The following is a 14,264-nucleotide window of genomic DNA, read 5'->3' on the forward strand; positions in this document are numbered from 1 at the left end:
TGATTTTTGGCACGCTGTTGAGTTCTCAAGGAACGGACGCTTCCTTTGTACTCACCCTCTCGGGCTTTCCTCCGGGCGCTTCCCTTCGGTATTTCTTGTTTCCAACCTTACCAGATCCGTTTTCCGTTCCGTTTCCGGTCCGAATTTGTTTCCAGTGGCCGTTGGAGGGCCTTTGCCTTTCGGCGTGTTCACTACGTTAGCGGATTTCCTCGGTGACTCATAATCGAGATCCGCGGGCTCGAATTTCGGTATGCAGGCACGCCGAAAAGACCCCGCCGAGGGAAGTCGTAGTAGTGGTTTGGCCGCTCTCGGACGCTGGCTGAACGCTGCATCCGGGTCAAGCGGCTCGGGCTACGTTACGGATCCCGCAAGGGCGCGTCAAGTTCGTCGGCGCGGGGTATGCGGGCGATAAGGGCTCACCGTCGGGTCGTTGGGGATCCAGAAGCGCCACGGGTGGACTCCGCCGGGGCCCGAGACTCCGGTGCGCGGGCCGTTCGACACCTGGTCGGCGGGGGTGGCGGTGCCGTGCAGCATCCTCAGGGGCGAGTGGGAGCCGGCGCAGGCGTCGGTGCCGTCGAGGGAACGGTCCACGCCCAGGGCTGTGGCCAGGCGGGCCGGGCCCTTGGCCAGCTCCTTGTCGTTGCGGGCCGAGAGTCGTCGCTTGCGGGCGAACTCGGCGCCCCGCGTGATCTCGCCGGCGCGGAGCAGGACGGCGCTCGCTCTGCCTTCCTCTCCGCATACGAGGTTCATGCAGTGCCACATGCCGTAGGTGAAGTAGACGTACACATGGCCGGGCTGACCGAACATCACGCTGTTGCGGGCCGTGCGGCCTCTGTAGGCGTGGGAGCCCGGGTCGTTCGCGCCGTCGTACGCCTCGACCTCCGTGATGCGGAGTTCGATCGGGCCGTCGGAGGTACGGCGTACCAGGATGCGTCCCAGGAGATCGGGAGCGACGTCCAGGACAGGGCGATCGAAGAACTCACGGGGCAGGGGCGTACGGTCAGGGGCCGCGATCATGCCGCCCGAGGGTAATCGAGCGGGCGGCGTAGGGGCCTGCGGAACCGGACGCGGTTGTACCGCGTTCGTAGTCAGCAGTATTAAGCAGTGTCGTCGTCTAGCGCGCGTTCGCGTACGGAGGGAAGCGGGACATGGGGTTCAAGCGACTGTTGGCGAGTCTTGGTGCGGGCGGGGCGTCTGTGGAGACCGAGCTCATCGAGCCCAATGTCGTACCCGGCGGTGTGGTTCAGGGTGAGGTGCGGATCCAGGGCGGGTCCGTGGACCAGGAGATCGAGGGTCTCGCCGTCGGGCTGCAGGCGCGGGTCGAGGTCGAGAGTGCGGACCAGGAGACCAAGCAGAACATCGAGTTCACCAAGACGCGGCTCGGCGGCGCCTTCAGCCTCCAGGCCAACGCGGTGCACGCGGTGCCGTTCGGGCTCGAGATTCCGTGGGAGACGCCGGTCACCACCATCGACGGACAGCAGCTGCGCGGCATGAACATCGGGGTGACCACCGAACTGGCGATCGCGCGGGCCATCGACTCGGGTGACCTGGACCCGATCAACGTGCACCCGCTGCCGTCGCAGCAGGCCATCCTCGACGCCTTCATCGGGCTCGGGTTCCGCTTCAAGAGTGCGGACATGGAGCGCGGGCACATCCGGGGCACGCGGCAGAAGCTGCCGTTCTACCAGGAAATCGAGTTCTACCCGCCGCAGCAGTACCGGGGGCTCAACCAGGTCGAGCTGAGCTTCGTCGCCGACGACCGGGAGATGGACGTCATCCTGGAGATGGACAAGAAGCCGGGGCTGTTCAGCGAGGGCAGCGACACCTTCCGGTCGTTCGTCGTCGGGCACCACGACTTCCAGGGCACCGACTGGTCGGCGTACCTCCACCAGTGGCTCTCCGAGGTCGGCAGCAAGCGGAACTGGTTCTAGGGTTTGGGGACGGGCCCGGATTCCGGCTTCCGGAATCCGGGCCCGTCCGACTCTGCAGGCTTGTCCAACATGGAGGTGTCGTTGTGACCGAGCAGCCCGGGCGTGCTCCGCTGCCTCACGACTTTCATCCGCAGGTTCCGTCGTTCAGCGTGGTGAGCGAGGACTTCGAAGCGGGTGGAGTGCTCGACGATGCTCAGGTCCAGGCGGCCGGGAACACCTCGCCGCAGCTGCGGTGGGAGGGTTTCCCCGCCGGGACCAAGAGCTTCGCCGTGTCGTGCTTCGACCCGGACGCGCCGACCGGCAGCGGGTTCTGGCACTGGTCCGTCTTCGACATCCCGGTCTCGGTGACCGAGCTGCCGACCGGTGCGGGCACCGGCAAGTTCGAGGGACTTCCCGAGGGCAGCGTGCAGGTGCGCAACGACTACGGGACCAAGGACTTCGGCGGTGCGGCGCCGCCGGCCGGGGACGCCGCCCACCGATACGTGTTCACGGTGTACGCCGTGGACCAGGAGAAGCTGGGGCCCGACTCCGACGCCTCGCCCGCCGTCGTCGGGTTCAACCTGCGGTTCCACACGCTCGCGCGTGCCCAGGTGATCGCCGAGTACGCGGCTCCCGCGGAAGGTTAGCGAGAGTCGGCGTTCACGGAACGTTTGCCCGCCTCTGGTCTTGGAATTGATCAGAGGCGGGCATTTTTTTATTGCGTTGTCCATCTCGGCGTGCACGGCCAGAGTTGACGCACGGACGCCGAGGGGTGATCCGGTGCGCACGGGAGGTGGGCAGGATGCGGGACACACTGGTGCTGAACGCGAGCTTCGAGCCGCTCTCGACGGTGTCGCTCAACCGAGCGGTGGTTCTGGTACTGACGGACAAGGCCGTCGTCGAGCAGGCCCATCCCGAACTGCGCATGCGGGGTGCCGCGATCGAGATACCCGTACCGCGGGTGATCAGACTGTGCCGGTACGTGCGGGTGCCGTTCCGAAGACGCGCGCCATGGTCCAGGCGGGGCGTGCTCGTGCGGGACCAGCACCGGTGCGCGTACTGCGGCAGGCGGGCGACGACCGTGGACCACGTGGTGCCGCGCTCGCGGGGTGGCGCGGACTCGTGGCTCAATACGGTCGCTTCCTGCGCCGAGGACAATCACCGGAAAGCGGACCGGACGCCCGAGCAGGCCGGAATGCCGCTGCTTCGGGAGCCTTTCGAGCCGACACCGGCCGACGCGATGTTGCTGTCGCTGGGGGCGGGTGTCGAGGCTCTGCCGGACTGGTTGGGGCAGGGCGCTGCCGCGTAGGCACTCCGTGCAGGGGGGCGGGTCCATCGGCCTTGAGGCCGGTGGGCCCGCCCCTTTTTGTGTCGCTGCGGGTCCGCGGTGGCTGAGCGCGCAGTTCCCCGCGCCGCTGACGTAGCGTTTTAGTCGATCGGAGGCTGTTCCCTGCGCTCCTTGCCTACGGCAGGGGCAGGGCTCGGGCCGCCCATCGGGCCGAAGTTGCCGATCGCGCCCGACAGGCCCTTGAGGGCGTCGCCGATCTCGCTGGGGACGATCCAGAGCTTGTTGGCGTCGCCCTCGGCGATCTTCGGGAGCATCTGGAGGTACTGGTACGAGAGCAGCTTCTGGTCCGGGTCTCCGGCGTGGATGGCCTCGAAGACCGTACGGACCGCCTGGGCCTCACCCTCGGCGCGCAGGGCCGCGGCCTTCGCCTCACCCTCGGCGCGCAGGATCGCCGACTGCTTCTCACCCTCGGCCGTGAGGATCTGGGACTGCCGGATGCCTTCGGCGGTGAGGATCGCGGCGCGCTTGTCACGGTCGGCGCGCATCTGCTTCTCCATCGAGTCCTGGATGGAGGTCGGCGGCTCGATGGCCTTGAGCTCGACGCGGTTGACGCGGATGCCCCACTTGCCGGTCGCCTCGTCGAGGACGCCGCGCAGGGCCGCGTTGATCTCCTCGCGGGAGGTGAGGGTCCGCTCCAGGTCCATGCCACCGATGATGTTGCGGAGCGTGGTGACCGTGAGCTGTTCGATGGCCTGGATGTAGCTGGCCACTTCGTAGGTCGCGGCCCGGGCGTCCGTCACCTGGTAGTAGATGACCGTGTCGATGTTGACCACCAGGTTGTCCTGGGTGATCACCGGCTGGGGCGGGAACGGCACGACCTGCTCGCGCAGGTCGATGCGGTTGCGGATGGAGTCGATGAAGGGGACGACGATGTTCAGGCCCGCGTTCAGCGTGCGGGTGTAGCGGCCGAAGCGCTCCACGATGGCCGCGCTGGCCTGCGGAATGACTTGGATGGTCTTGATCAGGGCGATGAAGACCAACACCACCAGAATGATCAGGACGATGATGATCGCTGACATCGCGTCTCCTGTGCCCTTCGTGCCGACTTCGTCCGGCGGCGTCCCGTCGGAAGATCTTGGGATCTTGCTCGTCGAGTCTGTCAGAACAGCCCTGGTGTCGTGGCTGGTTCCGGCCACATCGCGGTGTGCCCATGGGTTCACATGACGATCGCCGTGGCCCCTTCGATCTCGACGACGTCGACCTGGCGGCCGGGTTCGAACTCGGCGTCGCTGTCGAGCGCGCGGGCGGACCAGATCTCACCGGCGAGCTTGATGCGTCCGCCGTCGCCGCCGTCGACGCGCTCGACGACGACGGCCTGTTTGCCCTTCAAGGCGTCCACGCCACTGGCGAGTTCGGGTTGCTGGGCGCGGTGACGTGCGGCGACGGGACGTACGACGGCGATGAGCGCGCACGAGACGACGGCGAAGACCACGACCTGAAGAACGGCACCGCCGCCCAGGCCCGCCGTGACGGCGCCGGCGACGGCGCCCACGGACAGCATGCCGAATTCGGGCATGGCGGTAATTACAAGCGGGATTCCGAGTGCGGCCGCTGCGATCAGCCACCACACCCATGCGTCGATGTCTGCCACATGGTCATGGTAGATCCGCTGATGGCCGTGCGGACAGGGGACGTCCGGCCCGCACGGCGCAGGGGTGCGGTCAGCCGAGGGGAAGGCCGGTGGCGGTCCAGCGGTCGTTCTTCTGCTCGACGACCAGCGGGAGGCCGAAGCACTTGGAGAGATTGCGGGAGGTGAGCTCCAGCTCCAGCGGACCGGCGGCGAGGACCTTGCCCTGACGGATCATGAGGACGTGGGTGAAGCCGGGGGCGATCTCCTCGACATGGTGCGTGACCATGATCATCGAGGGGGCGATCGGGTCGCGCGCGAGACGGCCCAGGCGGCGCACCAGGTCCTCGCGGCCGCCGAGGTCGAGGCCCGCGGCGGGCTCGTCCAGGAGCAGCAGCTCGGGGTCGGTCATCAGGGCGCGGGCGATCAGGGTGCGCTTGCGCTCGCCCTCGGAGAGGGTACCGAACTTGCGGTCCAGGTAGTCGCTCATGCCGAGGCGGTCGAGGAAGGCGCGGGCGCGCTGCTCGTCGACGTCCTCGTACTCCTCCTGCCAGCCGGCGGTCATGCCGTACGCGGCCGTCAGCACGGTCTGCAGGACCGTCTGGCGCTTGGGGAGCTTCTCGGCGAGGCCCATGCCGGCGACGCCGATGCGCGGGCGCAGCTCGAAGACGTCCGTGCCGGGCTTGCCGAGGGTCTCACCGAGGACGGTGGCGGTGCCCTTGCTGGGGTAGAGGTAGCTCGACGCGACGTTCAGGAGCGTGGTCTTGCCCGCGCCGTTCGGCCCGAGGATGACCCAGCGCTCCCCCTCCTTCACCGACCAGGAGACCTGGTCCACCAGAGCCCGGCCCTCGCGGACCACGGATACGTCCTCCAGCTCCAGTACATCGCTCATGAGCGCGTTGTCTCCCATTGCAGTCTCGGCTGTCTCGTGCGTCCGTGGACGGTTCGGCTGATTCGCCACTGGACGCAGCCCCCAGATAAACCTACGCCACTGGTGCGACAGTCCTTTCCCGCGGCTGCGGTTTTCGCGTCATGGAGGGCTTCCCGGGGCTTCTAAGGTGGTGCGCATGTTGTCGGAACCACGATCTGGGCGCCTCGCGTCCTGGGGAAATGCCCTGTTGGGCGGATTTGTCGCACCTGATGACGCGGCGCTCGCCATTGTGGGCGAGGACGCCGTGCACCGGGTGGAGGGGATTCCCGGGGAGGCCGGTCCCGTCGGGCTGACGCTCGCCCTGGGCCGGTTGCGGGCACTGGGGGCGACCGGGCTGCGGGTCGCACTGCCCGCGCCGGGTCATCCGCTGGGGCTGAGCGGGCCGCCCGAGTTCAACGCGCGGGCGCTGGAGGCCGAGGAGGCCGTCGTCTGTCAGGGGGCCGCGCTGGGGCTCGTACCGGAGGTGTACGAGGCCGGGCCCGACGGTGATGTGCATGTCGAGGTGATGTGGCACTGCCTGCCCGTGCGGGAGGCTCCGCCGGCCGATGTGCCGTCCCTGGGCGAGGCCGAGCGGGAGCTGGCGGAGGCTCTTCGGGAGGCGACCGAGGTGCTCACGCGGCTTGACGTGGCCGGGTCGGGTCCGGTGGCCGAGGCCGCCGTGGACGCGTACCGGGCCCGGGCCGAGCAGGGGCGGGAGGTGCTCGCTCCGGGGTATCCGCCGCGGGCCGTGCGCGTGCTGGAGCTGGCTCAGCGGGTGGGGCTGCTGGTCTCGGTGGCGCACGGGACCGGGCACGGCGGGGCCGTGAGCGCCTCGGAGATGGGGGCGCGGGCGGTGGCGCTGCGGCCGGTCGAGCGGACGGCTCGGCGGGCTCAGGTGGCCGCGTACAACGCGTTCGTGGAGGAGCGGGAGCGGGGCTGAGCGGCCCGGGCTCACCGGAAGCGGGCGAGGGGGCCCCCGCACCCCCCCCCCACCGGCCCCCCCCCCCCCCGCCCCTCTCGGCGTCACAGCTGGACGGCCGACCGCTCGGTCAGCCCGTACTTGGACGCGATCCCGTTCCACAGCTTCGAAGCCGCGGCCTTCTGCGTGGAGGCCGTGCCGCTGGACGCGTCCCCGGCCCGGCGCTGCGGCGTCGCCTTGGCGCGGCCCTTGTGGCAGAGCTTCTTGTTGCCCGCGATCTGGTCGGCCCACGCCGCGTAGTGGCTGTCCGCCGACGCGGACGCCTTCCAGGCCTGGGTCAGCGCGGCGGTCAGCGCGGCGTTGTCGGGCAGCTTGTCCACGGACAGGGTGCCGAGTTTGGTCACCAGGTCGTTGCGCTGCTGCGCGGCGCCCCGCAGGTCCTTCGCGGCGGTGGGCAGTTCCTTGCAGGAGCCGATGTTGGCGACGGACCGGATGACGGCGGCCCGGCTGTTGTTGGACTCGGCGAGCAGCTTGTCGAGGGCGACGGCCTGCTCCTTGGCCGGGTCGGCGGCCGCCGAAGCGGAGCCGCTGGGCGCGGACGAGGAGTCCGAGACCGTCGTGGTCGTGTCGGACTTCTTGTCGTCGTCGCCGCCGCTGAGCATGGCGCCCGCGCCGATCCCGAGGACGAGGATGCCGACGCCGACCGCGGCGATCAGCGGAACCTTCGACCCCGTGCCGGTGCGGGTCTTGCCGCGCGAGGCCGGCGGGGGCGTGTAGCCCTGCGACTCCACCAGCGGCGAGTACCCGCCCTGCTGCTGCGCCTGCGGAGCCTGCGGCGCCTGCTGGGCGTGCGGGTCGAACCGCGGCATCTGCTGGGTGGAGGCGGCGACGCCCTCGGGCTCCGTACGGAACAGCGCGTCGAACTCGGCCGGCGGCTGCCGGTCGCCGGGCGCGCCGGGGCGGACGCCGTAGGGCGCGGCCTGCGGGTCGCCGGGCACCGGCGGGATGTACTGGGTCGCCTCGCTGTCGGCGCCGGGCATGGCACCCGGCATCGGCTGCTGCGGGTAGTTCTGCGCGGGCATCTGCTGCTGAGGCATCTGCTGCTGCGGGGCGTGGCCGAGGAACTGCGTGGCGTCGGCGGGCGCCTCGGGCGGCAGCGGGGACGCGGCGGCCTGCGGCGGTATGTACTGCGTCGCGTCGGCGGCACCCTGCGGCGGTATGTACTGCGTGGCGTCACCGGCGCCCTGCGGCGCTATGTACTGCGTGGCGTCATTGTCGTACCCGCCGTGCTGCGTGACCGGCGGCATCGGCCCGGCCGGGCTGTACTGCTGCGGCAGCGCCTGCGCGTGGGTCTGTGGCGGCAGTGCGCCGGCGGGCGGCTGCGGCGGCGCGACCGGCTGCTGCGCGGCGGGCTGCCCCCACTCGTACGTCGGCATCGGCTGGGCCGCCTGGGCCTGCTGGGACTCGGGGCCCCACGGCTGCCCCCAGGGGCTGGCGCCGGTGGGCCCACCGGGCCCGCCGGGCGCGCTCTGGTCGCCGTACGTGCCCGGCAACAGGGGCTCACCGCCGTCGGCAGGCAGCACGACACCTTCGCGTGCCTGCCGGGCCTGCGGAAGGTGCGGACTCTCGTCCTGCCCGCTCTGTCCGCTCTGCTGCGTCACCGGGACTCCTACTACGGATGGGGGACCATAACTGATTGCGGAATCGTCGGCTCACGCTACCGGGTCCTCGCACGCCCGTGCTACGCACCTCAAATCCCGGGAGCCTCCCCCGTGACCGGAGTAACAAAACCAGCCGTGCCGGCGCTGTTAAAGCACCGGCCCCCTACGCGGCGGCCTGGAGCTCCACGCGCGCCCCGAACTCCCGCACCACGGCCTCCTCACGGAACGGTTCGAGCCGTTCTTTGAAGTCGTCCAGATACTCGGCACCGCGGTTCGAGCGCAGGGTGCCGAGCAGTTCCACGGCCCGAAGTCCCGTGTGGCAGGCCTGTTCCACCTCGCGCTGCTGCACCTGGGCCGTCGCGAGCAGCACGAGTCCGATGGCGCGGCGCCTGGCCCGCGACTGCGGATGACCGTCCAGCGACTCCTGCGCGCACCGCGCCGCGTCCCGCGCCTGCCCCAGATCCCGGTGGCAGTGGGCGAGTTCGTCGGCGAGGTAGGCAGGATCGAAGTGGGCGATCCAGGCCGGGTCGTCGCCGGAGCGGGCGTCGGCCTGGTCCATCGCGGCCAGCGCCCTGCCGCCCGCGTTCTGCGCCGACCGCGCGTCCCCGAGCAGCGCGTGGCCGCGCGCTTCGGCGGCGTGGAACATCGCCTCCGCGCGCGGCGTCACGCGTCCGCGCGTCCCCTCCTGAGCCGCGCGGGCGAGCTGGGCGATCTCGCGCGGGTTGCCGAGCTGCGCCGCCAAGTGGCTCATGGACGCGGCCAGTACGTACCCGCCGTAACCGCGGTCCCCCGCCGCCTGGGCAAGCCTGAGTGCCTGGATGTAGTAGCGCTGGGCGAGCCCCGGCTGGCCGGTGTCGACGGCCATGTACCCGGCCAGCTCCGTCAACCGGGCGACGGCCGCGAACAGTTCACGCCCCACGACCTCCCGGTACGAGCCCGCGAGCAGCCCGCTGACCACACTGTTCAAGTAGTGCACCACCACAGGGCGCACATGCCCGCTGCCGTACTGGTGGTCGAGGTCGGTCAGCGCCTGTGTCATCGCCTTCACCGCCGCCACGTCGGACGGGCCGACCCGCGGCCCGGCCGTCCGCGCCACCTGCGAGTCCGGCACCGAGATGAGCCAGTCGCGGCTCGGCTCGACCAGCGCCGAGGAGGCGACGGACGATCCCGAAAGAAAGTCCCGGCGGCCCACGTCGCTGCGCCACAGCTCGCACACCTGCTCAATGGCGCCGAGCACGGTCGGCGAGAACTGGAGCCCGACGCCGGACGCCAGGTTCTTGCCGTTGGCCATCCCGATCTCGTCGATCGTGACGGTCCGGCCGAGTTTGCGCCCCAGCGCCTCCGCGATGATGCCCGGCGCCCGCCCGCGCGGCTGCTGCCCGCGCAGCCAGCGGGCCACGGATGTCTTGTCGTAGCGCAGATCGAGTCCGTGCTCGGCTCCGCACATGTTGACCCGGCGCGCGAGGCCCGCGTTGGAGCATCCCGCCTCCTGGATGAGTGCCTGCAGCCGTTCGTTGGGCTGTCGCGCTACGAGTGGCCGTGCGGCCATGGCGTACCCCCTGCTGTCCCCAGGATCCTGGTCACTAGGTCGTCAGATCGTCACTGGCATCGGTGGATCAATGCCCGGCGGACAAACGGAAGATGCATCACAAACGGGTACGGAATGCATAACCCTCTCAGGCGTTCTCCCCCTCGCCCTTCGCTTACTGGTCCCTGGCTACCCGGCCCCCGCTGCCGTTGCCCATGCGCGCCCCCACCCATGCACCCATGCGCCCCACGTGCGGGGACGATGCTCCCTCCTCCTCCTTACGTGCGCCCGTAACCCGAGGGAAGGGCGGGAGTTGAGAACGACGTGGAAGAGACCATCGCAGGCACCTCGGACGTCACCTCACCCGTCAGCCCCGGCAGCGCAGTGGGCGCCTCCGGCCAGATCCCCCAGCAGCGCGGCGAATCCCTGCTCGACACGGCCGTGCGGTATGCGGAGGAGCGGCACTGGGACGTGTTCCCCGGCACCTGGCTGGAGTTCGACGACGGCGTCCAGCGCTGCTCGTGCGACGACCCCCGGTGCGCGCGCCCCGGCGCGCACCCCTCGCGCCCCGACTGGGCGACCCAGGCGACCGGCAGCGCCACCGTCGCCCGCCGCCTGTGGTCGAAGCACCCGAAGGCCTCGATCCTCCTTCCCACGGGCCGTACGTTCGACGCGATCGACGTCCCCGAGACCGCCGGGTTCCTCGCCCTGGCCCGCATGGAGCGCATGGAACTCACCCTCGGCCCGGTCACCTGCACCCCCGACCGCCGTATGCAGTTCTTCGTCCTGCCCGGCGCCACCCTGAAGGTCCCGGACCTCGTACGGAAGCTGGGCTGGCCGCCCGCCTCCCTCGACCTGGTCGCCCTCGGCGAGGGCGCCTTCGTCGCCGCTCCCCCGACCCGCTTCGGCAGCCAGGGCGCCGCACAGTGGGCCTGCCGCCCGACCGCGGCCAACCGCTGGCTCCCCGACGCCGAGGAACTGATCTCTCCCCTGGCGTACGCGTGCGGGCGCGAGAGCGGGCGCAACTAGCGCGCGGCGCCTGCCGGGGCCGGGACCCGTCACACGTAGGGTGCGCTCATGACCGAGGCAGCGGCGGCCGTACGCGTACATGACCTCTGGAAGTCCTTCGGGCAGCAGACAGCAGTGGCCGGGATCGAACTCTCGCTCCCGGCAGGCCGGTTCATCGGCCTGGTCGGGCCGAACGGCGCGGGCAAGACCACGACCCTGTCCATGGCCACCGGACTTCTGCGCCCCGACCGGGGCACCGTCCAGGTCGCGGGCCACGACGTCTGGGCCGATCCCGCGGCGGTGAAGGCCCGGATCGGCGTCCTCCCGGAGGGCCTGCGGCTCTTCGAGCGGCTCTCCGGGCGCGAACTGCTCGGCTACACCGGGCGTTTGCGGGGGCTGCCCGGGGCGGAGGTCGACAAGCGGGCCGGCCAGTTGCTCGACGTACTCGATCTGGCCTCCTCGCAGCACAAACTCGTCGTCGACTACTCCACCGGGATGCGCAAGAAAATCGGTCTCGCGGCAGCCCTCCTCCACAATCCCGAAGTCCTCTTCCTGGACGAACCGTTCGAGGGCGTGGACCCGGTGTCCGCCCAGACGATCCGCGGCGTCCTCGAACGGTTCACCCGGTCCGGGGCCACCGTCGTCTTCTCCTCGCACGTCATGGAGCTGGTCGAGTCGCTGTGCGACTGGGTCGCGGTGATGGCGGCCGGCCGCATCCGGGCGCAGGGACCGCTGGCCGACGTACGCGGAACGGCCGGATCCCTCCAGGAGGCGTTCCTGGAGCTGGTCGGAGCGCAGGGCCGGGCCGACAGCGGCACACTGGACTGGCTCGGCAACCAGCCCGGGACCCCGGCATGACCGGCGCCGCGCCCCTCACCGGGACCCTGGTCCGGCTGAAGCTCGCCCTGCTGCGCAACGGACTGCGCCAGTCCGGCGGGCGGCGGGCCGCCTATCTCGGCTCGGCCGCCGCCGTGCTGCTGCTCACCGCGCTGGTGCTGCTCGGCCTGATCCTGCTGCACGGGCACGCGCACGCGGCGACCGTCGGCGTCCTGCTCACCATCCTGCTCGCCCTCGGCTGGGCCGTGCTGCCGCTGTTCTTCCCCAGCGGCGACGAGACCCTCGACCCGACCCGCCTCGTGATGCTGCCGCTGCGCACGGACCCGCTCGTGCGCGGGCTCCTCGTCGCCTCGCTCGTCGGCATCGGGCCGCTGTTCACGCTCTGCGTGCTGGGCGGCGCCGGATACGCGGCCGCGCGCGGACCGGCGAGCGCGGTGGCCGCCGTGGTCGGCGTCCCCCTCGCCCTCCTCACCTGCGTCGCGCTGGCCCGCACCGTGGCCGCCGCCAACACCCGGCTGCTCACCAGCCGCAAGGGCCGCGACCTCGCCGTGCTCAGCGGGCTCGTCATCGCGATCGGCGCGCAGCTCGTCAACTTCGGCGTCCGCAAGCTCGGTTCCGAGGGCGGCGTCGGCGCGCTGGACCCGACCGGGCAGGTGCTGCGCTGGGTGCCGCCCGCGTCGGCGATCGGCGCGGTCGACTCGGCGGGCCGGGGCTCCTACGGCACGGCGCTCGCCCAACTCGCGCTCTGCGGGGCCGCGCTGGCCGGACTGCTGCTGCTCTGGCGCAGGGCCCTGGACCGGCTGATGACGGCGCCCGACGGGTCCACCCTCCAGGCCGCCGAACCCACCCGCCGCCCGCGCCGCACCGGCCCGCGGCTGCTGCCCGGCGGCCGCACCGGCACCGTCATGGAGCGCAGCCTGCGCTATGTCTGGCGCGACCCGAAGACGAAGGCCGCCTGGGTGACGTCCCTCGCCATCGGCCTGATCGTGCCGGTCTTCAACGCGCTCCAGGGCACCGGCTCCGTCTACTTCGCGTGCTTCGCCGCCGGCATGCTCGGCATCCAGATGTACAACCAGTTCGGCCAGGACACCTCGGCGTTCTGGATGGTGGCGATGACCATCGCGTCCGCCCGGGACGCCTACGCGGAGCTGCGCGCCCGCACGCTGGCGCTGCTGCTGATCACGCTCCCGTACGCGGCTGTCGTCACGGTGCTCACCACGGCGCTGCTCGGCGCCTGGCACGCCCTGCCGGAGACGCTCGGGCTGTCCTTCGCCCTGCTCGGCGCGATGCTCGCCACGGGGGCCTGGACGTCGGCGCGCTTCCCGTACTCGATCCCGCAGGAGGGCTACAAGAACGTCGCCCCCGGCCAGGCGGGACTGGCGTGGATCGCCATCTTCGGCGGGATGGTCGCGGCGGCGCTGCTGTGCGCCCCCGTGATCGCGCTCACGATCGCCCTGCACGCGACGGGCGCGGACGAATGGGCCTGGACGCTGCTGCCGGCCGGCGCGGCGTACGGCGCCGCGCTCACCTATCTGGGACTGCGCCTCGCGGCCCCGCGCACGGCGGACCGGCTGCCGGAGATCCTGGCGGCGGTGAGCAAGGGCTGAGCGCTGCGTCCCTGGGCACGGGCCCGGAACGCAGACAACCCGCGAGCTGTGGTTCCCCCGTCGAGGACGGGGGAAGCCGGCCGGACGTACCGGCAGCTCGCGGGTCGGGTGACTGCTTGGGAATAGGGCCGGCTGCACGCACACTTCACGTGCGGGTCCGGCGCCGAATTCGAGATGCGACGTCGGGCCGCTAGCCCGCAGTCACCTCACGCGTCCGGTATTCATACATCTGCCGAACCACCTCCCTTCCTGTGTACCCACCACTTTAGGAAGGTCGCCGGGAGGGCTCAACCGAATTTCCGAGACGTCGGCGGAGCCCGCGCCGGAGCCGGGCGGTCAGGCTCCGGTCACCCCGTCCACCGCCTCCCGGAGCAGATCCGCGTGACCGTTGTGGCGGGCGTACTCCTCGATCATGTGGGTCAGGATCCAGCGCAGGGAGACCGTCCTCTCGCCCACGTACGCGGCTTCCTGCTCGGTGAGGGTGCCCGTCGTGTCGAGGTCGGCGTCGGCGGTGAGGGCGCGGGCCCGGTCGATCTCCGTACGCCACTGGGCCAGGGCGTCGGCGAGGGTGTGGTCGGGGACGAGGGTGAAGGTGTCCCGGTCCTCGTGGACCCGGGGAACGGTGCGGCCTGCGAAGACGCGCTGGAACCAGTTGCGTTCGACCTCGGCGAGGTGCTGGAGCAGACCGAGGAGGGTGAGGGTGGAGGTCGGGACGGCGGCGATCCTTGCCTGAGCGTCCGTCAGGTCGGCGCATTTGAGCGCCAAGGTCGCACGATGGAACTCCAACCAGGCATGCAGGTTGGCGCGTTCGCCGGCGAGCGGCGGCGGGATCGGGCGGCCGTCAGGGGTTGTGCGCAGCTCGGTCATGAGTTGCATGCTGGACCCGTGCGTTCATCTGATTCCAGCCGCCGCTCGATTTCCCCGAAGTTGACAGAACTCCGTGTGTGCTGCGTCACGTTCGAGTTGAAT

The 14,264-nt window shown here is 70.8% G+C and carries 14 protein-coding genes; 7 read left to right on the plus strand and 7 right to left on the minus strand.

Annotated features, from left to right (window positions below):
- Positions 1–378: 378 nt before the first annotated feature.
- Positions 379–1,017, minus strand: a complete 639-nt coding sequence (locus tag ACFVDP_RS40880; RefSeq protein WP_383501928.1) for a DNA-3-methyladenine glycosylase — start codon at positions 1,015–1,017, stop codon at positions 379–381.
- A 131-nt stretch (positions 1,018–1,148) separates the two neighbouring features.
- Here ACFVDP_RS40880 and ACFVDP_RS40885 point away from each other — a divergent pair, with 131 nt between their 5' ends.
- The 3 genes from ACFVDP_RS40885 to ACFVDP_RS40895 all read left to right on the plus strand — a co-directional run bounded on the left by ACFVDP_RS40885 (position 1,149) and on the right by ACFVDP_RS40895 (position 3,219).
- Positions 1,149–1,931, plus strand: coding sequence for a sporulation protein (locus ACFVDP_RS40885; RefSeq protein WP_383501931.1), 783 nt, complete (start codon positions 1,149–1,151; stop codon positions 1,929–1,931).
- 83 nt (positions 1,932–2,014) lie between these two features.
- The gene (locus ACFVDP_RS40890; protein WP_383501935.1) at positions 2,015–2,557 is read left to right on the plus strand and encodes a YbhB/YbcL family Raf kinase inhibitor-like protein; all 543 of its coding nucleotides are present in this window, start codon (positions 2,015–2,017) and stop codon (positions 2,555–2,557) included.
- Between the two features lie 155 nt (positions 2,558–2,712).
- A complete protein-coding gene (locus ACFVDP_RS40895) occupies positions 2,713–3,219 on the plus strand; it encodes an HNH endonuclease (protein ID WP_383501938.1) in 507 nt (168 codons plus the stop codon).
- A 119-nt stretch (positions 3,220–3,338) separates the two neighbouring features.
- Here ACFVDP_RS40895 and ACFVDP_RS40900 read toward each other — a convergent pair whose 3' ends face one another.
- The 3 genes from ACFVDP_RS40900 to ACFVDP_RS40910 all read right to left on the minus strand — a co-directional run bounded on the left by ACFVDP_RS40900 (position 3,339) and on the right by ACFVDP_RS40910 (position 5,717).
- A complete protein-coding gene (locus ACFVDP_RS40900; RefSeq protein ID WP_383501941.1) occupies positions 3,339–4,277 on the minus strand; it encodes an SPFH domain-containing protein in 939 nt (312 codons plus the stop codon).
- Positions 4,278–4,414: 137 nt separating this feature from the next.
- Positions 4,415–4,849: an NfeD family protein gene (locus ACFVDP_RS40905; RefSeq protein ID WP_383501944.1), complete on the minus strand. Its 435-nt coding sequence runs from the start codon at positions 4,847–4,849 to the stop codon at positions 4,415–4,417.
- Between the two features lie 70 nt (positions 4,850–4,919).
- Positions 4,920–5,717: an ABC transporter ATP-binding protein gene (locus ACFVDP_RS40910; protein WP_383501947.1), complete on the minus strand. Its 798-nt coding sequence runs from the start codon at positions 5,715–5,717 to the stop codon at positions 4,920–4,922.
- Positions 5,718–5,892: 175 nt separating this feature from the next.
- Here ACFVDP_RS40910 and ACFVDP_RS40915 point away from each other — a divergent pair, with 175 nt between their 5' ends.
- Positions 5,893–6,675, plus strand: coding sequence for a hypothetical protein (locus tag ACFVDP_RS40915; RefSeq protein ID WP_383501950.1), 783 nt, complete (start codon positions 5,893–5,895; stop codon positions 6,673–6,675).
- 83 nt (positions 6,676–6,758) lie between these two features.
- On the opposite strand, the gene ACFVDP_RS40920 is transcribed toward ACFVDP_RS40915, so the two are convergent.
- Both ACFVDP_RS40920 and ACFVDP_RS40925 read right to left on the minus strand, forming a co-directional pair.
- On the minus strand, positions 6,759–8,315 hold the full coding sequence (locus tag ACFVDP_RS40920) for a hypothetical protein (RefSeq protein ID WP_383501953.1): 1,557 nt from the start codon (positions 8,313–8,315) through the stop codon (positions 6,759–6,761).
- Between the two features lie 163 nt (positions 8,316–8,478).
- On the minus strand, positions 8,479–9,864 hold the full coding sequence (locus ACFVDP_RS40925; protein ID WP_383501956.1) for a transcriptional regulator: 1,386 nt from the start codon (positions 9,862–9,864) through the stop codon (positions 8,479–8,481).
- A 303-nt stretch (positions 9,865–10,167) separates the two neighbouring features.
- Between ACFVDP_RS40925 and ACFVDP_RS40930 the strand changes: the two genes are divergently transcribed.
- Genes ACFVDP_RS40930 through ACFVDP_RS40940 form a run of 3 tightly spaced genes read left to right on the plus strand, consistent with a single transcriptional unit; the run spans position 10,168 to position 13,295 of the window.
- Positions 10,168–10,872 (plus strand): bifunctional DNA primase/polymerase, encoded by a 705-nt coding sequence (locus ACFVDP_RS40930; RefSeq protein WP_383501959.1) that lies wholly within the window; start codon positions 10,168–10,170, stop codon positions 10,870–10,872.
- A 48-nt stretch (positions 10,873–10,920) separates the two neighbouring features.
- Positions 10,921–11,709, plus strand: a complete 789-nt coding sequence (locus ACFVDP_RS40935) for an ABC transporter ATP-binding protein (RefSeq protein ID WP_383501962.1) — start codon at positions 10,921–10,923, stop codon at positions 11,707–11,709.
- Positions 11,706–13,295 carry a transporter gene (locus ACFVDP_RS40940; protein WP_383501965.1) on the plus strand — a complete coding sequence of 530 codons (1,590 nt, stop codon included), beginning with the start codon at positions 11,706–11,708 and terminating at the stop codon, positions 13,293–13,295. Before ACFVDP_RS40935 ends, ACFVDP_RS40940 begins: the two co-directional genes overlap by 4 nt.
- 336 nt (positions 13,296–13,631) lie before the next feature.
- On the opposite strand, the gene ACFVDP_RS40945 is transcribed toward ACFVDP_RS40940, so the two are convergent.
- Positions 13,632–14,153: a DinB family protein gene (locus ACFVDP_RS40945; protein ID WP_383502106.1), complete on the minus strand. Its 522-nt coding sequence runs from the start codon at positions 14,151–14,153 to the stop codon at positions 13,632–13,634.
- Positions 14,154–14,264: the final 111 nt, after the last annotated feature.

Source organism: Streptomyces sp. NPDC057694, assembly GCF_042799415.1.
Classification (GTDB): domain Bacteria; phylum Actinomycetota; class Actinomycetes; order Streptomycetales; family Streptomycetaceae; genus Streptomyces.